The organism is Tenacibaculum sp. E3R01 (assembly GCF_003318185.1).
Classification (GTDB): Bacteria; Bacteroidota; Bacteroidia; order Flavobacteriales; family Flavobacteriaceae; genus Polaribacter; species Polaribacter halocynthiae.
In genome coordinates, this window is record NZ_QOCC01000008.1 from 1 (window position 1) to 19,046 (window position 19,046).

General features: G+C 29.4%; 15 protein-coding genes and 1 tRNA gene. 8 read left to right on the forward strand and 8 right to left on the reverse strand.

Annotation, left to right across the window (positions count from 1 at the left end; all coding sequences use genetic code 11):
- Nucleotides 1–284 precede the first annotated feature (284 nt).
- Nucleotides 285–809 carry a hypothetical protein gene (locus tag DS884_RS00810; protein WP_113785408.1) on the forward strand — a complete coding sequence of 175 codons (525 nt, stop codon included), beginning with the start codon at nucleotides 285–287 and terminating at the stop codon, nucleotides 807–809.
- A gap of 551 nt (nucleotides 810–1,360) precedes the next feature.
- Here the strand turns inward: DS884_RS00810 and DS884_RS00815 are convergent.
- Nucleotides 1,361–1,445: transfer RNA gene (locus DS884_RS00815), tRNA-Ser, on the reverse strand.
- 323 nt (nucleotides 1,446–1,768) lie between these two features.
- On the opposite strand from DS884_RS00815, the gene aroC reads away from it, so the two are divergent.
- The 6 genes from aroC to DS884_RS00850 all read left to right on the forward strand — a co-directional run bounded on the left by aroC (nucleotide 1,769) and on the right by DS884_RS00850 (nucleotide 10,938).
- Nucleotides 1,769–2,833 (forward strand): chorismate synthase, encoded by a 1,065-nt coding sequence (gene aroC / locus DS884_RS00820; RefSeq protein WP_113785409.1) that lies wholly within the window; start codon nucleotides 1,769–1,771, stop codon nucleotides 2,831–2,833.
- A 165-nt stretch (nucleotides 2,834–2,998) separates the two neighbouring features.
- The gene (locus DS884_RS00825; RefSeq protein ID WP_113785410.1) at nucleotides 2,999–4,063 is read left to right on the forward strand and encodes a PA0069 family radical SAM protein; all 1,065 of its coding nucleotides are present in this window, start codon (nucleotides 2,999–3,001) and stop codon (nucleotides 4,061–4,063) included.
- A 205-nt stretch (nucleotides 4,064–4,268) separates the two neighbouring features.
- On the forward strand, nucleotides 4,269–7,022 hold the full coding sequence (locus DS884_RS18360) for a glycoside hydrolase family 19 protein (protein WP_158530804.1): 2,754 nt from the start codon (nucleotides 4,269–4,271) through the stop codon (nucleotides 7,020–7,022).
- 87 nt (nucleotides 7,023–7,109) lie between these two features.
- Entirely contained in the window at nucleotides 7,110–9,722 is a 2,613-nt protein-coding gene (locus tag DS884_RS00840; protein WP_113785411.1) for a glycosyl hydrolase family 18 protein, read from the forward strand.
- A gap of 88 nt (nucleotides 9,723–9,810) precedes the next feature.
- Nucleotides 9,811–10,347, forward strand: coding sequence for a Crp/Fnr family transcriptional regulator (locus DS884_RS00845; protein WP_113785412.1), 537 nt, complete (start codon nucleotides 9,811–9,813; stop codon nucleotides 10,345–10,347).
- 51 nt (nucleotides 10,348–10,398) lie between these two features.
- Nucleotides 10,399–10,938: a DinB family protein gene (locus DS884_RS00850; RefSeq protein ID WP_113785413.1), complete on the forward strand. Its 540-nt coding sequence runs from the start codon at nucleotides 10,399–10,401 to the stop codon at nucleotides 10,936–10,938.
- Between the two features lie 61 nt (nucleotides 10,939–10,999).
- Here the strand turns inward: DS884_RS00850 and DS884_RS00855 are convergent, their stop codons facing one another.
- From DS884_RS00855 to DS884_RS00870, 4 genes are all read right to left on the reverse strand, one after another.
- Nucleotides 11,000–12,646: a pyruvate dehydrogenase complex dihydrolipoamide acetyltransferase gene (locus DS884_RS00855; RefSeq protein ID WP_113785414.1), complete on the reverse strand. Its 1,647-nt coding sequence runs from the start codon at nucleotides 12,644–12,646 to the stop codon at nucleotides 11,000–11,002.
- Nucleotides 12,647–12,672: 26 nt separating this feature from the next.
- Nucleotides 12,673–13,662 carry a pyruvate dehydrogenase (acetyl-transferring) E1 component subunit alpha gene (gene pdhA, locus DS884_RS00860; RefSeq protein WP_093868726.1) on the reverse strand — a complete coding sequence of 330 codons (990 nt, stop codon included), beginning with the start codon at nucleotides 13,660–13,662 and terminating at the stop codon, nucleotides 12,673–12,675.
- 142 nt (nucleotides 13,663–13,804) lie between these two features.
- Nucleotides 13,805–14,482 (reverse strand): hypothetical protein, encoded by a 678-nt coding sequence (locus tag DS884_RS00865; protein WP_113785415.1) that lies wholly within the window; start codon nucleotides 14,480–14,482, stop codon nucleotides 13,805–13,807.
- 69 nt (nucleotides 14,483–14,551) lie between these two features.
- Entirely contained in the window at nucleotides 14,552–15,217 is a 666-nt protein-coding gene (locus DS884_RS00870; protein WP_113785416.1) for a M15 family metallopeptidase, read from the reverse strand.
- 217 nt (nucleotides 15,218–15,434) lie between these two features.
- Here DS884_RS00870 and DS884_RS00875 point away from each other — a divergent pair, with 217 nt between their 5' ends.
- Nucleotides 15,435–16,049, forward strand: a complete 615-nt coding sequence (locus DS884_RS00875; RefSeq protein WP_158530805.1) for a YceI family protein — start codon at nucleotides 15,435–15,437, stop codon at nucleotides 16,047–16,049.
- Nucleotides 16,050–16,179: 130 nt separating this feature from the next.
- Here the strand turns inward: DS884_RS00875 and DS884_RS00880 are convergent, their stop codons facing one another.
- The 3 genes from DS884_RS00880 to DS884_RS00890 form a co-directional block, all read right to left on the reverse strand.
- A complete protein-coding gene (locus DS884_RS00880) occupies nucleotides 16,180–16,644 on the reverse strand; it encodes a nuclear transport factor 2 family protein (RefSeq protein WP_233487086.1) in 465 nt (154 codons plus the stop codon).
- Between the two features lie 70 nt (nucleotides 16,645–16,714).
- Nucleotides 16,715–18,691: a PspC domain-containing protein gene (locus DS884_RS00885; RefSeq protein WP_113785418.1), complete on the reverse strand. Its 1,977-nt coding sequence runs from the start codon at nucleotides 18,689–18,691 to the stop codon at nucleotides 16,715–16,717.
- On the reverse strand, nucleotides 18,684–19,028 hold the full coding sequence (locus DS884_RS00890; protein ID WP_093868721.1) for a PadR family transcriptional regulator: 345 nt from the start codon (nucleotides 19,026–19,028) through the stop codon (nucleotides 18,684–18,686). The genes DS884_RS00885 and DS884_RS00890 overlap by 8 nt, the downstream gene beginning before the upstream one ends.
- Nucleotides 19,029–19,046 lie beyond the last annotated feature (18 nt).

Below are 19,046 nucleotides of genomic sequence, written 5' to 3' on the forward strand. Positions count from 1 at the left end.
CCACAGGTGGGAGAGTAGGTCGTTGCCTTTCTTTTAAACCGTTCTTTAGTAAGATAAAGAACGGTTTTTTTTGTGCCAAACTATACTTCTTTATTAAAACCTAAGTAAACACTATTTCAATACTTTTTTTCACTTTAGATCGTTAGAGTTTCACCTATGCCTTCGCTTATATAGCTATTTTATTATCATTAAATTAAAGAATTATAAACTACAGGATTTAGACATTTATTTAATTTATGAAGTTTTATATTTCGCTATGCATATTTGTACATTTGTAAAAAAAAATGAAAAAAATACTATTTAGAGCAACTTTATCTATAGTTATTGTATTAGCTTATCGCTTTAAACTGCCTAACAATTATTATGACTTAATTACAGGTTTATTAATATTAAGCCTTTTAATATTCGATTTAAATGTTAATAGCTATCCAAATGATTTCAAGAATGCATTATCTTACTACTTAAGTTGGTTAGTTATTTGTGTGTCTATCTTTCCTTTCCAAGGAATAAATTTTAGTATATTTTCCCCCATTTCATTGCTATTATTTATAAAGTTATTTACTTTAATAGTTTATTTTATAAAGTATAAAAGTTTCTGCGTAACAAAAACGTTACTATCAAATATATGGTTAGGAATACTAGCTTTGTATTTTATTGAGTTATGTACTAATTCTACACATGGTTTCGCAAGTCTATGTTATAATTTTTCAATATTTTCTTCAATAGAATTAATTATAATTGCCTTTATTAAAAAAAATAGGTTAGTATATACATCAAGTATCTTTAATTTTTTATGGTTGAAGAAATAATGTTAATTTTTTTCCATAAACATTCTTTTTAATAGTACCTATTTTATTGAAATAACTATATTTTAATTGCTTTCCTAATTGATATAGCTTTAGAATTGGTGTAATGACATAGCTATACTCTAAGGAGAGAGATAAAAGATTACTTAGTAATAAGTGATCTTTTATGTAAACATTATAAGAGTTGAGTAATTTCAATTTTTATGATGTATTTCTAAATACCCTTAAGCAATTCTATTAAGTTGTTTAAAGCTGTCTTTAGATGCTATAATTGTTGTGTTTATAGGAGTGATTAATTAGAGTACTATATAGTTTATTCATTTTTATATATTATCTATTGTAGAACAATCTCTTTTTAAACCAGTAAATTTTGAGTATTAGTATTAAATAGATAATCAATTTAATACACAATCACTAAATATGGTAAATTAAGAAAACAGTTATAATTGAAATTTTGACTAAGAAAGAAAAATGTAGACCATAAAAAAGCTTGCACGTGCAAGCTTTTTTCTTTAATCCCCTAAAAAAAATCCGAAGCTTTCGCTTCGGACTTGCGGAGAAAGAGGGATTCGAACCCCCGGTCCTGTTACAGACAACGGTTTTCAAGACCGCCGCATTCGACCACTCTGCCATTTCTCCTTAATGACTCACTCAGTATTCCCTGAATGCGGGTGCAAATATAGAACCTTTTTTTAATTCTCAAAAACTTTTTGACTACTTTTTTAGGTTGTAAAAGCCTTTTTTTTACTTGTTTTTTTTAATTGTCTTATTATTAGATAGTTCTGCGTGTTTTTTTTAAAAACTTTTTTTTAAAAAAATATAGAATGCTTTTTAACATTAATAAAGCGAGCTCATATTGTTTTATGAAAGGTATTATGTTGGATAAATGAAGACAATTATTGTTGTTTAATTAGTGCTATATTAATAAATAATTTTACTTTCGTTCTTTAAATTATTAAAGCATGTTTAATTCATTTGGAAATATTTTAAAGTTAACCACTTTTGGGGAGTCACATGGTACTGCTATAGGGGGAATAATCGATGGTTTTCCTGCTGGAGTAAAAGTAGATTTTCAAGCTATTCAAAATGAATTGGATAGACGGAAGCCAGGACAGTCTAAAATTGTAACTCAACGTAAAGAACCAGATACTGTTGAATTTTTATCTGGTGTTTTTGAAGGACTTACAACAGGTGCTTCTATTGGTTTTGTAATTAAAAATACAAACCAAAAAAGTAAAGATTACAATCATAATACAAATGTATATCGTCCTTCTCATGCTGATTATACGTATGATAAGAAGTATGGAGTTAGAGATTATAGAGGAGGAGGAAGAACTTCTGCAAGAGAAACAGCGAATTGGGTTGTAGCAGGTGCATTAGCTAAACAATTAATAGCACATATTGATATTAATGCGTTTACATCTTCTGTAGGAGATATCTTTATGGTTAAACCTTATCAAGAACTTGATTTTTCGAAAACTGAAAGTAATATAGTTCGTTGTCCAGATGAACCTTCTGCTGAAAAAATGATTGAGAAAATTCATGAAATAAGAAAGCAAGGAGATACAATTGGAGGTACAATAACATGTGTAGCTCAAAATATTCCTGTAGGTTTAGGTGAACCAATTTTTCATAAGTTACATGCAGAGTTAGGGAAAGCAATGCTTTCTATTAATGCAGTAAAAGGATTTGAGTTTGGTAGTGGTTTTTGTGGAGCAAAGATGCAAGGTTCTGAACACAATGATGTTTTTAATGTAGATGGAACCACACAATCAAATCTATCAGGTGGAATCCAAGGAGGTATATCTAATGGAATGGACATTTATTTTAGAGTAGCTTTTAAACCTGTAGCTACTATCATGCAAAATCAAGCGACTATTAATTCCGATGGAGAAGCCACAGAAATACATGGTAAAGGAAGACATGATCCATGTGTTGTGCCAAGAGCTGTACCTATTGTAGAAGCTTTAACTGCGATGGTCTTAGCCGATTTTTGGCTGCTTAACAAGACAAGAAAGATTATTTAAGTATTTTCATATAAATATTATAAAAGAGAGCTATTTACAGCTCTCTTTTTTATTTTACCCTCTCTTTTTTTTGTAATATTACATTTTTTATTCTTTAATATGTTTTGTTTTTATGTCTTTTCACACAATTAAACAATGAGTTAAAAAAGTTATTTAAATATTTATATGAAGTATATAAAAGGTAGAGGAGCACAACATAATTCACATAATAAATTTTCTATTCATGAATATGAAGTACTGGATGATTTTCTTAATTATTGTGAAATAGAAAATGAAAAGCATGAAACTAATTCAACTTCCTACCTAGAGGTGCATTCTAAAACTATTCTAAATAAAGTAACAAGCCCAGATACAGGGTTTTCTTATTCAATGAACCCATATCAAGGTTGTGAGCATGGATGTATTTATTGTTATGCTAGGAATACTCATGAATATTGGGGGTATTCAGCTGGTTTAGATTTTGAAAGGAAAATTTTATATAAAGCAAATGCTGCAGAATTATTAGAAAAAAAGTTAAGAAGCAAAAATTGGAAAGCTCAAAATATAATGTTATCAGGAAATACAGATTGCTACCAACCAATAGAAAGAAAATTAGAGATAACAAGAGAAATGCTGAAAGTATTACTGAAATTAAAGCACCCAGTTAGTATTATTACTAAAAACTCATTAATTTTAAGAGATATGGATATTTTAAAACAAATGGCAGCAATGAATTTGGTTCATGTAAGTATTTCAATAACATCCTTATCTGATGAAACGAGAAGAGTTGTAGAGCCAAGAACAGCTTCTATTAAGAAAAGATTAGCAACAGTTAAAAAATTGTCTGATAATAATATTCCAATAAATGTAATGATGGCTTCCATTATTCCTGCTATAAATAGCCATGAAATTATACCATTAGTAAAAAAAGTAAGTGAATTAGGTGCTAGGTCTGTTGGCTATACAATTGTTCGTTTAAATGGAGCTGTTGGAGAAATATTTACGAATTGGTTAATGAAAGCTTACCCAGATAGAGGGAATAAAATAATTAATCAAATTAAAGATTGTCATAATGGATCTTTAAATGATTCTCATTATGGTAGTAGAATGAAAGGGGAGGGTAAAATAGCAGAGCAAATTAATATGCAATTTAAAATAGCAAGAAAATTATATTTAAAAGGTATTGGATTAGTTCCTTTAGATTTTAATAGGTTTGATAAAAAGTTAACTAATCAATTTAAGTTATTTTGATTAGTTCATAAATGAAGTGGTTTATTTAGTTGTTTTTTGGTTATCTATAGATGATATCTTGTTTTTTGTCTAATAATATTTGTCAAAAGAGAAACTAGTATTTGTTTTAATGTTGTAATAAGTTAAAAAAGTATGCATAAAAAACTAATATAATTTTTTAAAATATTACATAAACAAACAATTTTAACCCTTCAAAATTCTAAAAATGAAACAAAAAGTTAAAGCACTTCTGGTGCTATTTATCTTTGTTACATCTACCTTGGTGTACGCTAATTCTGAAAAAAACTCCAATTACTTATCTAAAAAAACACGGAAGTCTTGTGTAAATGAGTATACTACTGAAATAAGTAATCACCCTTTAATATCAAAAGAACTTTGGAATACTTTATTTCCCTACCGTTTTGGTTCTAAAGATATTGGTGGTGGTGAATGGGTTCTTGATCCTAAAGATGATTTTTATACCTATGAATCTTTTATTGAAGCTATAAACAGAATGTCTAAAATTAAAGTGGTTTTTGATAGACGTTGTGGTACAAATTCTTATAAAATAACTCGTATCGATAAAGTTACTGGTGCTTCTGTGGTTATTAGAAAAGATGTAGATTTTGATGAACCAAGAAATGTAGATAAAGAAATTATTATTAAGGAAGTAGATTATGGATCTTTTTTAGAAGAGGGAAGTACTGAGGAAAGAAAACGTGAGTTAATTGCCTTTTTTGCTAACATTTCCCATGAAACAACAGGTGGTTGGGCAACAGCTCCAGGAGGAAGGTTTTCTTGGGGACTTCATTTTAGAGAAGAACCAACAAATGCTTCTTATGCATCTCCAGATACTAATTATCCACCAACTCCAGGGAAATCTTATAAAGGTAGAGGACCAATTCAATTATCTTATAATTATAATTATGGACCAGCAAGTGAGTTTATTTTTGGAGACAAGCAAGTTTTATTGGATAATCCAGAAAAAGTAATAGAGGATGCTGCGTTAGCATTTCAAACAGCAATTTGGTTTTGGATGACACCTCAATACCCAAAGCCTTCAGCACATGATGTTATGACTAATAATTGGATACCAAATGATTTAGATAAAACTAAAAATAGAGTTCCAGGTTTAGGGATGACAGTTAATATTATTAATGGAGGTGTTGAATGTGGACAAGGAACTGAAAAACCACAGGTGGTTGATAGAATAGGTTATTATGAACGTTATGCACAAGTTTATAATATTGGAACAGATATGGATGGTGTTAATGATTTGTCTGACTGTGGATGTAAAGATATGAGTAAGTATGGAGGAGATGCTTCAGATTTAACCGCAGAACCTTGTGCGCAAAAACCAGCTGTAGTATTCATTACTCCAATTAATAATCAAATTATAAAACAAGAAACATTTGCTTCCATACCTATAAGTTTAGATGTTGACGAAAAAAAATCAGTATTAGAAACTATAACCACAAAAGTAGGAACAGAAACATTTGTAGGTACATCTTTTTCTTGGTTACCGAGCTCTTATGGAACACATGTGCTTACAACAGAAGCTGTTTTTAAAGATGGGAAAACAATTTCAACTTCAATAAATATAGTTATTTGGGATGGGATTAATTTGGATTGTACTGATATCCCAGAATGGAGATCCACTAAAATTTATGATAAACCCAATAATTATGTCAAATATAATACTACCATTTATAGAAATAAATGGTATGCAGCAAATGGCTTAGAGCCACATAAAAATGGAGTTTGGGAAAAAATTAAAGAGTGTGGAGCAAATCAAGGAACTGCACCTATTGTTATTTGGAATACTCCGGTTGAAAATCAAGTAATAGAAATGAAAACTTTTGAAGAAATAAGTTTAAAGGCTACAGCAACCGATAGTGATGGGGTTATACAATCTTTTTCTTTTCTGCATAATGCTAAAACAATTACAGCTACAAAAGTAGGTAATGAGTATACAGCTACATTTACACCATTAGCATTTGGTGCGGTAACTTTAAAAGCTGTCGCAACTGATAATAGTGACAAAACAACTAGTAAAGAAATAGTATTTATTATTAAAGAAATTGGACAAAATACATCACCAGTTATATCAGAAATTACTCCAGTCAATGCTTCGGTTATTGAACAAGAAAATCTTTCAGTTATAAATTTAAAAGCTAAGGTAGAAGATAATAGTTCTGTAAGTTCAGTTAAATTTTTATTGAATGAAAAAGAAGTTACCGTAACATCAACTAAACCAACTATATATTCAGCTTCTTGGATACCTTCAGTTTATGGTAATGTAGCGTTTAAAATAATAGCTATAGATGATGAAGGGAAAAGTATTACTGCTAATTCTTCATTTATTGTAAAAAAGAAAACTACTGGAACAGTTTGTGAAACTACTCCTAGCTGGGTTTCTAAGATATACTCTCAAGCTGGAGTAGAAGTTGTTTATAATGGGGCTATTTATAAAAATAAATGGTATGCTTCTAGTGCAGAAGTACCTGGAGAGTCAGATGTATGGAGTTATATTCAATCCTGTAATGGAAGTGGTGATGATTATTGTGGTTCACCAGCATGGGTTTCTAGTAAAGTTTATAATACAGGTAATAAAGTGTATTATGAAGGTACCATTTTTGAAGCAAAATGGTGGACAAAAAATAATATTCCAACAACATCTAACGAATGGAAAGTTATTGAACCTTGCTCTTCACCAAAATCGGAAATTTCATTCTTAAAGTTATATGCTAATATTGTTTCTGAAGAAATAAAAGTAACTGTAGAATTAGAAAAAACATCATACGTTAAAATTGATTTATTTGATTTTTCTGGTAGAAAAATAGAAACGATAATAGATGTAAAACTTCATAAAGGAACTAACTTTTTTAGAAAAAGTATAAAGAACCTAAAAAAAGGAATTTATATCTACAAGACATATGTAGATGGGGAGGTTAAAACCAAAAAGATACTTAAAAAGTAATATACATGGCTGATTCGCTCTCTCAGCGTATCAGTCTTTTCTTATATAAAAAAATAAACAACTAACTAACAACTAAAACATCAAGTCATGAAAAAAACATTTGTATTGATTAAACTTTTATTTTTGAGCGTATTGTTACAGGCTCAATATCAATTCCCTGCTTGTAGTCCAGATTGGGATGCAGCTAAAGATCATTATAAAAAAGGAGAACAAGTTTCTTTAGATGGAATTAATTATACTGCTAAATATTATACTTCAGCAAAACCAGGACATGCTTCATGGCAACGTGATGGTGGATGTGGAGATGGAGGTTTGGGGCCAAATTATTCTGGAAAACAACGTATCATAGGGTATTTACCTACATGGATTCCTGATTATGATATTAAGAATAATTTTAATCCAGAAGTTGTAACTAATATTAATGTGTCTTTTTTAATGTTTAAAAGAAACAACAATAACTATAATAGTAACGATTTTGGATCTATAGCTTTAGATGAGTTTCAGTTAAAGAAAGTTGATTCGGTATTAACAGACTGTAATGTATTAGCTAAAGCAAAAGCTAAAAATGTAAAAGTATCAGTAGCTTTAGGAGGAGCAACAGATTATGCATTTTTGTGGTTAATGTCTAAATATTATAATAATGATCAAAAACTAGAAGAAATAGCAACACTTTTGGTAAATTATATTAATGAGCGTCAATTAGATGGAATTGATTTAGATTTAGAGTGTTGGTGGGCAGACCCTACAATTTCTGGTACTTCTGACCAAGGAGGAAGAGTAAGAGGAAGTAAGTGGGGAGATGGAGATAAAGGTCCTCATAATGCTGCAATTGGTTTAACTAATTTGAGTAAGAAATTGAGAGAAAAAATGCCTAATAAACTAATAACTGCTGCAGTATTTGGAACTTCTTGGTATGGGAATAATTATGATGCAAAAATGGCAGATTACATGGATTGGATTGGTTTGATGACCTATGATTTTACTGGTTCATGGGATAAATCACCAATTGGACCTCATTCATCTTTGCATAAACTTCCTTTGAATACCTATCAAGGACAATCTGTGGATAATCCAATTTATGCTGCTGAAGATGCTTTAGAGTATTGGATGGGAATAGCAGATCCAACCTGGAATCATGCTGGCGGTTTTGATGTTAAAAAAGCTAAGTTAGTTATTGGTGTGCCAATGTATGGTTATGATTTTTCTGAGAAAAAGCCTAATGGTGGTAATGGTGCGAAATTTGTACCCTATAGAGATATTGTAAAAGATTTTCCCAATGCAGCAACAAGTTATGATGTTAAAGATCCTAAAAAGTTAAGTGGACATATTACTTTAAATGGAAAGAATATATATTTCGATACTCCTAAATTAGCAGGAGAAAAGATTAAATATACTAAAAATTTTGGGCATCAAGGTGTCATTATTTGGGAGCTTACTCAGGATGTAGATTATAATTCATCCTCTAGTATATTAAAGGCAATTAACGAGGCAGCAGGAAATAATACTTCAATAAATAGTGTACCAATAGTAACTTGGAAATTACCAGTGAGCAACCAGGTTTTTGAAGTAGAAAAATTATCTGAAATAAATTTAAAAGCTTCAGCAACAGATTCGGATGGAACTGTAGTTTCTTTTGAGTTTGAGTATAATGGAAAAATGATAAGTGCAACAAAACAAGGAAATGAATATACAGCTAGTTTTATTCCTGTTAGTTTTGGAGAAGTATTGGTTAAGGCAACTGCAACTGATGATAAAAATACTTCAACTACAAAAGTTTTAACTTTTACAGTTAAGAAAAAAACTACAGGAACAAATCTTCCACCGGTAATCTCAAAGATAACACCTATAGATTTGAGTGTTACTGAGCAAATAACGCTTTCTAATATAGTACTTGAAGCAACTGTAACTGACGATGTTTCTTTAAATTCTGTTGAATTTTTTATAGATAATGTTGCAGTAACATCAATAATGAATAATAATGGGGTTTATTCAGCTAACTGGCAACCTGCTGCTTTTGGAACTTATGAATTTAAAATTATAACGAATGATGGAGAAGGAGCTAGTACTTCTAGTCTAACATCTTTTTCTATTAAGAAAAAAGTTAGTAGTAGTATTTGTGATGCTGTTTTAGAATGGAAATCAAAAATATACGCACAAGCAGGAGAAGAAGTAAAGTATAATGGAGCTATTTATAAAAATAAATGGTACGCTTCTAGTTCAGAAACACCAGGTGTAGCTGATGTATGGGATTATATTCAACCTTGTAATGGAGATACTACAAATAACTGTGGGGTTTCTACTTGGATTGCTAGTAAAGCTTATAATACAGGAGATAAAGTATATTTTGAAATGAACATATACAAAGCTAAATGGTGGACAAAAAATAATACTCCTGGAGTATCTAATGAATGGGAATTTGTTTCTAAATGTGAGTCAATGAGTAAGATTTCTGAATTAAAGTATCCAACTGTGGTTAAAAACGAGATTACCATAAATATGGAAATTAATCAAGAGTCTGATGTTAAAATTGAGTTGTACAATTTTTCGGGTCAGTTAATCAAAACTTTAATTAGTGAAAAAAACTTTAAAGGAATAAAAATATTAGATAAGGATGTTTCAGATTTAAAAAAGGGAATTTATATTTATAAAATACGTGTAGGAAACAAAGTTATAACTGAGAAAATGTTATTGACTAAATAATTTTTTAATATATATTAAATTCAAAAGACGGTAAAATTACCGTCTTTTTTTATAGCTTGTAAATCATTAAATTCGAGAAAAATATTTTATGGGAGTTTATGAGCAGTTATTAGGAATATTATCAAATAATTGGGAAAAAGAGATTTCTATAAAGCGGAATGAATTTTTAGTAAACGAAGGTGAAATTGAAACTAATTTATATTTTGTAACTAAGGGGAGTTTACGTGTTTTTATTAATAACGAGATAGAAGAACATACCATACGATTTGGGTATTCTAATTCTATTATTACTGCATTAGATAGCTTTATAACTGGTAAACCTACTGCATTTTTTATTCAAGCAATTAAAAAGTGTGAGCTCAAAGTTATTTCAAAAAAAACATATTATCAATTAATTAATTCAAAAGAAGAGTTTAAAGATGTTTGGAGTAAAATGTTAGAAAACTTTGTACATCAACAGATTGAAAGAGAAATAGATTTAATAACTTTTTCTCCGCAAAAAAGATTTGAACGATTAATAAAAAGAAGTCCTCAAGTTTTTCAAGAAATTCCACAAAAGTATATAGCGTCTTATTTACGAATGACGCCTGAAACTCTTTCAAGAATTTTAAAAAGTCTTGATTAAGATCAATATTTATGTCTAATAATAAATAGAAATTTGATTAAAAATAGAATAATGGTTTTTAACGTAGATGAATTACTAACAGAATTAAAAAAATATACAAATAATCATATAGAATTTGCACATTTTTTAGAAAGTAAACCTGAAATTGAATTACAAAAAAAAGTAAACGATACATCTTGGTCAATTTTAGAATGTTTAGAGCATTTAAATTTATATGCAGAATTCTATAATAGAGAAATAAAACAAAGAATACAATCTTCAAATTTACCCTCAGTTGATAGTTTTAAATCTGGTTTTTTAGGTAATAAATTTGCCTTAGATATGTTACCTTCTGAAAAGATGAAAACGATGAAGACTTTTAAAAGTAAGAATCCAATACATTCAAAACTTAAAAAAATAAATGTTCTTTCAAATTTTATTAAAAATCAAAAAGAGTTATTGGTATTATTAGAGTTAGTGAAAGATAAAAATTTAACTAAAATTAAAACATCAATTACCTTACCATTATTAAAATTTAGGTTAGGTGATACATTACGTTTTGTAATTTATCATAATGAACGACATGTTGTACAAGCTAAAGAGCTAATGTAAAATAAAAACCAGAACTAAATTTAGTTCTGGTTTTTTATATAGTATTAACTTAGTTACTCAACTAAGCAAGCATTGTAACTGGATTTTCAATAAAAGTTTTTAGTGTTTGTAAAAACTGAGCTCCTACAGCACCATCAACAGTTCTGTGGTCACACGCTAAAGTTAATTTCATTGTGTTACCTACAACGATTTGACTGTTTTTAACAACAGGTTTTTCAATAATTGCACCTACAGATAAAATAGCAGAATTAGGTTGGTTAATAATTGAAGTAAAACTTTCAATACCAAACATACCTAAATTAGATACAGTAAAAGTGCTTCCTTGCATTTCATTTGGCTTGATCTTTTTATTTCTAGCTTTACCAGCTAAATCACGAACAGAACCACCAATTTGTGTTAAGCTTAATGCATCAGTATGTTTAACAACCGGTACAACTAAACCTTCATCAACAGCAACAGCTACACCTACATGTATGTGACTATGAAATAATGTAGTATTGTCTGTCCAGCTAGTATTAACTTGTGGGTGCTTTTTTAAAGCCATAGCACAAGCTTTTACAACCATATCATTAAATGATACTTTGGTGTCTGGAACTGAATTTATTGTTTTTCTTGAAGCGATAGCATTGTCCATGTCAACTTCTATATTTAAATAGAAATGAGGAGCATTAAATTTAGAGTTACCTAAAGATTTTGCTATTGCTTTACGCATTTGAGAGTTCTTAATTTCTTCAGTTTTTTCTTCACCAGCAATAGTAAAATTACTTACCGTATTAGTGGTGCTTGAACTACTAGTTTCTTTTACAGTAGTTGCTTGAACTGAAGAGGTAGGAGTATAGTTTTCTACATCTTTTTTGATGACACGACCATTTTCTCCTGAACCTTTAATATCAGCAATATTATAACCTTTATCTTTAGCTATCTTTTTAGCTAAAGGAGATGCTAAAAGACGCCCACCTGAAGAAGAATTATTAGAATTCTCTTTAGGAGTTGTTTCAATATTTGAAGAAACACTGGGAGTACTTTCCTTAACTTCTTCTTTTTTGTCAGAAGAAGTATTCGAAGAAGTTAAATTACCAGTTTTGTTTGCTTCTAATAAAGCAGAAACATCAGTTCCTTCTGTACCAATAATAGCTAATAAGCTATCAACAGGAGCACTATCACCTTCTTGAACACCAATATGTAATAAGGTACCTTCTTGAAAAGACTCAAATTCCATTGTAGCTTTATCAGTTTCAATTTCAGCTAAAATATCACCTTCTTCTACTTTATCACCAACATTTTTTAACCAAGTAGCTACCGTACCATCTGTCATAGTATCACTTAAACGAGGCATGGTTACTACTTTTACATTTTCAGGAATAGAAACAGTATCAGTGTTTGATGTAGTTTCTTTTTTTGAATTTTCTTCTGTTTTAGTTTCAGAAGCAGGAGCTGAATTACCACTTAATAGAGCAGAGAAATCTTCACCTTCATCACCAATAATAGCAAGTAAGCTATCAACTGGAGTTGCTTCACCTTCTTGAACACCTATGTGTAATAAAGTTCCTTCATGGAAAGACTCAAATTCCATTGTAGCTTTATCTGTTTCGATTTCAGCTAAAATATCACCTTCTTCTACTTTGTCTCCAACACTTTTTAACCACTGTGCAACAACACCCTCTTCCATGGTGTCGCTTAAACGAGGCATATTTATTATTGTAGCCATATTTTAATGAGTTTTTGTTGGATTTATTATTTTATAAAAGGGTAATCTTCTTGTTCGTAAACCATATCATGTAATTGATTCAATTCAGGATATGGAGATTCCTCAGCAAATTTCTCACATTCACTAACAGATTCTTTTACTTCTTTTTTAATAGCGTCTATTTCTTCGTCAGAAGCATATTCGTTCTTTTTAATAATATCAAGAACTTGAGTAATAGGATCTATTTTTTTGTACTCTTCAACTTCATCTTTAGTACGATAATGTTGAGCATCAGACATAGAATGACCTCTATAACGGTATGTTTTCATTTCTAAAAAAGTAGGACCGTCTCCTCTACGAGCTCTTTGAATAGCTTCGTCTACAGCTTCGGCAACTTTTATAGGATTCATTCCGTCAACTGGTCCACATGGCATTTCGTACCCTAACCCTAGTTTCCAAATATCAGTATGATTTGCAGTTCTTTCAACAGATGTTCCCATTGCATATCCATTGTTTTCAACAATAAATACAACTGGTAACTTCCAGTTCATTGCCATGTTAAATGTTTCATGTAATGAACCCTGACGAGCTGCACCATCACCAAAATAACATAGTGTTACAGCATCACTTCCTTTATATTTATCACCAAAAGCAAGTCCAGCACCTAAAGGAATTTGACCTCCAACGATACCGTGACCTCCATAAAAACGATATTTTTTAGAGAAAATATGCATAGATCCTCCCATTCCATGAGATGTACCTGTAGCTTTACCATATAGTTCAGCCATAACTCTTTTAGGATCTTCACCCATACCTATTGGTTGAACGTGATTACGATAAGCAGTAATCATTTTATCCTTGGTTAAATCCATTGCATGCAATGCTCCTGCTAAAACAGCCTCTTGACCGTTATATAAGTGTAAAAAACCTCTTACTTTTTGTTGAATATAAACTGCTGCCAATTTATCTTCAAACTTTCTCCAAAATAACATATCTCTATACCAGTTGATATAGGTCTCTTTGGTGATTTCTTTCATTATATATTAGTTGTTTATTTTGTTTGTTCGTTTTACTTATTGTAAAAAATTCTGCCTACAAAAGTAGTAGTTTTTAGTAATTTAAAAAAAGGTTCTTGCTAAAAGTTACTTTAACTATTAATAAGTTTAAAAACTTTAGTTTTTATTCTTTTTCTTTAGCTACAATAATTGTTGCTTTAGCTCCAGTAGCAAGGTTCCATTCATTTGATGAAATTAACATTCCAGAATCGTTGTAAATTTTAAAAGCGGCAGTGTTAGGACCTGATGTTCCTTGGTTTAAAGCTAGTATTTTTATAATATTAATACCTTCATCCAAAGGTATATTAAACGATTGGAAGCTTTGTTTTAGTGTAAGGTTTGAAATAACAGGGATATCATTAATATAGATAGTTACTTTATCTCCATCAGGATATTGATAATCTCTACAAATAATATTAACACTTTTTGCTTTTGTGCTAAAGCTACCTAAATCTTGATCTATTACTGGATATTGAAATTGGCCATTTATTTTTTTAAATGCCTTTAAATATTGTTCTTCAGCTATTTTAGCTTTTGTTAGTATTCCTTTATTATTATAAGATTCAGCAGCTTGTTTTCTTTTTTGATCTTTTTGTTGTTTTGTATGAGCTGTTTTAAAACCATTGTCGTTTTTAAAATCTAAAACTTTTGGTTTTTTTGTATTCTTAGCAGAGACTTTAAAATTTCCTAAAGAAGATTTTCCTTTATCCTTTCCATTTGTAGAATTGTCTAATTGAGCAAAACTTGAAGAAGAGATACTGAAAAATATGGCTAAAAAAATAAATCTAATAGTATATGACATAATAGCGTATATCTAAGCAAATATAATACCGATTTTAAAACGCTTATCTAAATAAAGCGTTAAAAGTTATTATTTTATAGGAAAATCAAAATAAGTATTAGGAAATGGTTCATTGCGTAACGTAAAATGCCACCATTCATTTTTATAAGGTCTAAAGCCAAACTTTTTCATACTTTGTTGTAATAAAGACCTATTTATTTTCTGATTTTCAGTTAATTTTTGAAAGGTAATATGAGATGAAACACCAAAAAAATCATAAGGACTTCCCATATCTAATTCCTTCCCAGTTTTAATATTTACAATTGTTAAATCAACTGAACTACCTCTAGAATGACCTGACTTAGTTGCAATATATCCAAGTTTAAATAGATGGCGTTTATTTAAATTTGGGTAGTATTGCTGTTTCATTAATGTGTCATTGATTACTCTTGCCCATTTAACAAAATGGTTAACAGCAGTTTGTGGTCTGTATGCGTCAAATACTTTTAAACTGTATCCCTTTTTAGTTAATTCAGCTTGTACTTTTTTTAAAGCTTTTGCGGTAAGAGTAGAGGTAATTAACACATCATCATTATAACCGTTTACAGGAATACCAACAAAGTTATTATGGTTACAATAACGTAGTTCTCGTAATATGGTTGGGTCTATATCTTTTACATATGAAAAACCTTCAGGTAAATTTTGAGACTGTATTACTATAGATGTAAATAAAAAAAAAGAAAAAATCCATTTCATGGAGTAAAAGTAATGAAAAAAGAAGATAGATATAATCTATAGATTCGTAGATTCAGGTAAATTAAAATAAATTAGTAAAATACATAAAGTTACTTTTAGTGTTATTTAATAGGCTATTGAACATTTTTTTACACTTTTTTGACATTTAATTTGCAAGTTTAGATAGGAGGTGAAAGTATATTCGTAATAACATTAATAATTAAGTAGTATGAATAAAATGAAAAAAAGATTTTTGATTATAATAGCTCTAGCAGCTATTGTTGTTTTTAGTGGATATACTAACAGTACGTTTGAAACTGACAAAAGAGAAAAGAGTAGAATATTTGAAGGTGATTTTATGAATTTATTTGTAACACATGGCCATTGTAGTACTCCCTTTAGTGGTACAATAAATAGTTTACAGGTTATTACATCTAAACGAAAAGGTCAGGGTAATCCTCTTGAGAATATGAAACTTTCTTTTGCTTTAGATCCTGATTCATTTAAAGTTTGTAGAGGAGGTGCTGATTTAAATAAAAGAATAAAAAAACCAGGAATATTTGTAAATGATGAAAAAGATAAAATTACTTTTAAATCTACCAATGTTTATACAATGGGAATAGATTGGTATCAGGTTAATGGAATCATGTCTATAAAAGGAGTTGAAAAAGAAGTAAAATTATTTGTTTCTGGCATTCGAGATACTAATGAAACATATCCTAGCTTTTTAATTTTAGAAGGAAGAGTAAATTTATTTGATTGGGGAATTGATTATGATAAAATTATTACTGGAGTATCAAGTAATATTTCCACTAAATGGATGCACTTTAATATGAGAATAAAAGTATCATAATATTTTAGTTTTTTTAATAAAAAAGCCAAAGCTCCTCAGCTTTGGCTTGTAAACTAATAAAACCAAGTATTAGTGTCATTTAGCGTTAGCTAGCAAAAATGAACTAATGTTTTTAGTGTCAACTATATTTTTAATGTAGACTAATAACTTTTGTCATTATCCATTTATTGTTTTCTTTTTTCCAAACTGCTACAAATTTACTTGGAGCAGATTTAGCATTTGGTTCTTTTTTATTAAAAAACTTATGATATCCAATTTCAATTGCACCATAATCTTTAATAGGATATACTTCTATACTGCCTTCAATTAAAGTACGTGTTACTTTATTACAAATGTTTTTTTTGATAGACTCTAATATTTCTTTTTTAGAAGTTGATAATCCTCCTTTATCATGAAAAAATTCAATTTTTTCACTTAATATATCACTTTGTTTTTTTATGTCGCACTTGTTATAGGCAATGAAATAAGCAGCGTCCATCTTTATAATTTGATTGTGTAAGTCAATATTTGAGGGCTTGTACTTAGGGATTTCGTGAGTTTGAGCTCCCATAAACCATGAAATAAACAAGGTGTATAATAAAGTTAAAAGCTTCATGAAAAAATTACCTTTAAAAAAGAAATCGAAAAATGAGTCCATAGTTATTGCTTTAATAGGTTGTTTTAGGTTACCAAGTTTTAAAGGCTAATGTACCTTCTTCATTGTATATTCTACGAAACCCTTTAGGTATATCTCTTAAGGTATTGTTAGATATTGTAATGTTTCCTGTATATCCATCATTACAATCAATATTTAAAATTAGCTTTTCAATCATTCCGTTCTTATCATATTTCGGATTAATTATATCAATATCTATATCCTTTTTGTTTTTAAACCAACGAACTAGTTTCTTTAGTTCGTTTTTAGTAGTGTTTTTACTTATTATAAATTCAGATTTCAGATCATTAATGGTGCTGTCAAATAAAAAGCTAACATCGTCATTATTTTCATAGTCCCAATCTTCATTGTCTTCAGAGTCATTATCACTGTTATTTTCTTTTTGACAATCTGTACAATCTAAACCTTTTAAAGTCATTTTAAAATGATGGTTAGACATGTTTCTATCATAAATATTATCAATGTTATCTATATGATATAAGAAATTACGAGATGAAGCTTCAAAATAGATAGTAGTACCTTCAGGTATAAATAAAGTAGCTTTTATTTCTTCGTCTTTCCATATGTTTTTGTAATCACTTAAAAAGAATGAATCAAAAACAATTACATTATTGGCTGATTTAAAGTTATAAACTATTTCTTCAGCATTTTTATTAGCTTTATTACGTTTTCTTCCTTCAGAAGTTTTTTTAATTTCAATGTATGCACTACCAGTTTCACTTTTTTTAACATCGATGTTTACGTCGTTAGAGTATTTCATTTCTTTATCATCAATAGATACACTCACACCATTATTTTTATTGCGTAAATTGTGTTGGTAATAAATGTTATCGTCATTTATTACTCTAATTTTTAAAGGGTCATTTTGATTATAAGTTATGCTATGTTTATTAACATTTACTCCATTATAAGCTCTTGATGTACCATACTCTATTGCTGAAAAACCAACACCTAGAAGAGCTGTTAACCAAATACCTAGTAAAGTTAATACAGCGGTTGTACTTAACTTTTTTATGTTAGGTGATAAAATTCTTAATCCTAAAATAAATAATACTATAAACGGTATTCCTATTAAAATAAATAATAAAATAGCTAATAACCATTTAGGTAATGATGAGTCATAAAAAAATGGAGGATAATGAATAAAGTCGTTATCAAAATTTAATATTTCTAAGCTTCCTACTGAAAATACTCCTAACAATAATGATATAATAGTAACACCAGCAATAAATATTAATAGAACTCCCATGAACTTTCCAAAAACTTTAAAAACAGCTAGTAAAATTTTACCCATTGTGTCAATAAAATCTTGAAAACCTGATTTTGTTTGAGCACGTAATTTATCATAGTCAGCACCTGAAATTTTATCAGAAAGTTCACTGGCACCATCTTTTAGCTTTGTTGATATGTTTCCAAACTCGTCACGAATTTTTTTTTCAATGTTATCAATATTTACAGCTTCGCCTTCCATTTGTAATTTTTCAGCTGTAGTTTTTGCTTCAGGTAATAAAATCCACAATATTATATACACTAAAGGTGAAAATCCACTAGCTAATAATATAATGAACGCTAAACGTACCCATATAGCATCAATACCAACAAAATGACCAAGACCAGCACAAACACCACCTAAAAATTTGTCATTACTATCTCTAAATAATTTTTTAGAAGTATTTTTTCTTCTTTTAGTATAGGTTGTATTATCATTATATGCTTCTTCAGCTTCCGCATAATCTTCAGGTTGTCCCATGATACCAATAATATCTTCTATATCACCTTCATTTACAACTTGACGCGCATCTGTAATTCTTTCAGATAAAAGTTCGCTAATACGTGATTCTATATCTGCTATAATCTCATCTTTTCCTTGAGGGTCATCGCTTAAAGAGCGAGATATCGCTTCTAAATAACGGTTTAATTTTTGATAAGCAATTTCATCTATATGGAAGAAGAACCCGCCTAAATTTATGTTTATTGTCTTATTCATTTTTAGTTGATTTTGTACTTGTTACTTGGTTTACTGCGTTTACTAAATTGTTCCAGGTTTTATCTAATTCTTTTAAGAATAATTGTCCGTTTTCTGTAAGTACGTAATACTTTCTTGGTGGTCCAGATGTTGATTCTTCCCATCTGTAAGTTAATAATCCAGCATTTTTCAGCCTAGTTAATAACGGGTAAATAGTACCCTCAACCACAATCATTTCTGCACTTTTTAAGGTTGAAAGAATTTCTGAGGTATATGCATCTCCATTTTGTAAAATAGATAGTATGCAATATTCTAACACACCTTTACGCATTTGAGCTTTTGTGTTTTCTATCTTCATTGAGCGTTGTTTAAGTGG

Bases quoted from the DNA above. Each gene is read 5' to 3' on its own strand.
- DS884_RS00810 (WP_113785408.1), top strand. From the start codon at position 285: ATGAAAAAAATACTATTTAGAGCAACTTTATCTATAGTTATTGTATTA.
- aroC (WP_113785409.1), top strand. From the start codon at position 1,769: ATGTTTAATTCATTTGGAAATATTTTAAAGTTAACCACTTTTGGGGAG.
- DS884_RS00825 (WP_113785410.1), top strand. From the start codon at position 2,999: ATGAAGTATATAAAAGGTAGAGGAGCACAACATAATTCACATAATAAA.
- DS884_RS18360 (WP_158530804.1), top strand. From the start codon at position 4,269: ATGAAACAAAAAGTTAAAGCACTTCTGGTGCTATTTATCTTTGTTACA.
- DS884_RS00840 (WP_113785411.1), top strand. From the start codon at position 7,110: ATGAAAAAAACATTTGTATTGATTAAACTTTTATTTTTGAGCGTATTG.
- DS884_RS00845 (WP_113785412.1), top strand. From the start codon at position 9,811: ATGGGAGTTTATGAGCAGTTATTAGGAATATTATCAAATAATTGGGAA.
- DS884_RS00850 (WP_113785413.1), top strand. From the start codon at position 10,399: ATGGTTTTTAACGTAGATGAATTACTAACAGAATTAAAAAAATATACA.
- DS884_RS00855 (WP_113785414.1), bottom strand. From the start codon at position 12,646: ATGGCTACAATAATAAATATGCCTCGTTTAAGCGACACCATGGAAGAG.
- pdhA (WP_093868726.1), bottom strand. From the start codon at position 13,662: ATGAAAGAAATCACCAAAGAGACCTATATCAACTGGTATAGAGATATG.
- DS884_RS00865 (WP_113785415.1), bottom strand. From the start codon at position 14,482: ATGTCATATACTATTAGATTTATTTTTTTAGCCATATTTTTCAGTATC.
- DS884_RS00870 (WP_113785416.1), bottom strand. From the start codon at position 15,217: ATGAAATGGATTTTTTCTTTTTTTTTATTTACATCTATAGTAATACAG.
- DS884_RS00875 (WP_158530805.1), top strand. From the start codon at position 15,435: ATGAAAAAAAGATTTTTGATTATAATAGCTCTAGCAGCTATTGTTGTT.
- DS884_RS00880 (WP_233487086.1), bottom strand. From the start codon at position 16,644: ATGAAGCTTTTAACTTTATTATACACCTTGTTTATTTCATGGTTTATG.
- DS884_RS00885 (WP_113785418.1), bottom strand. From the start codon at position 18,691: ATGAATAAGACAATAAACATAAATTTAGGCGGGTTCTTCTTCCATATA.
- DS884_RS00890 (WP_093868721.1), bottom strand. From the start codon at position 19,028: ATGAAGATAGAAAACACAAAAGCTCAAATGCGTAAAGGTGTGTTAGAA.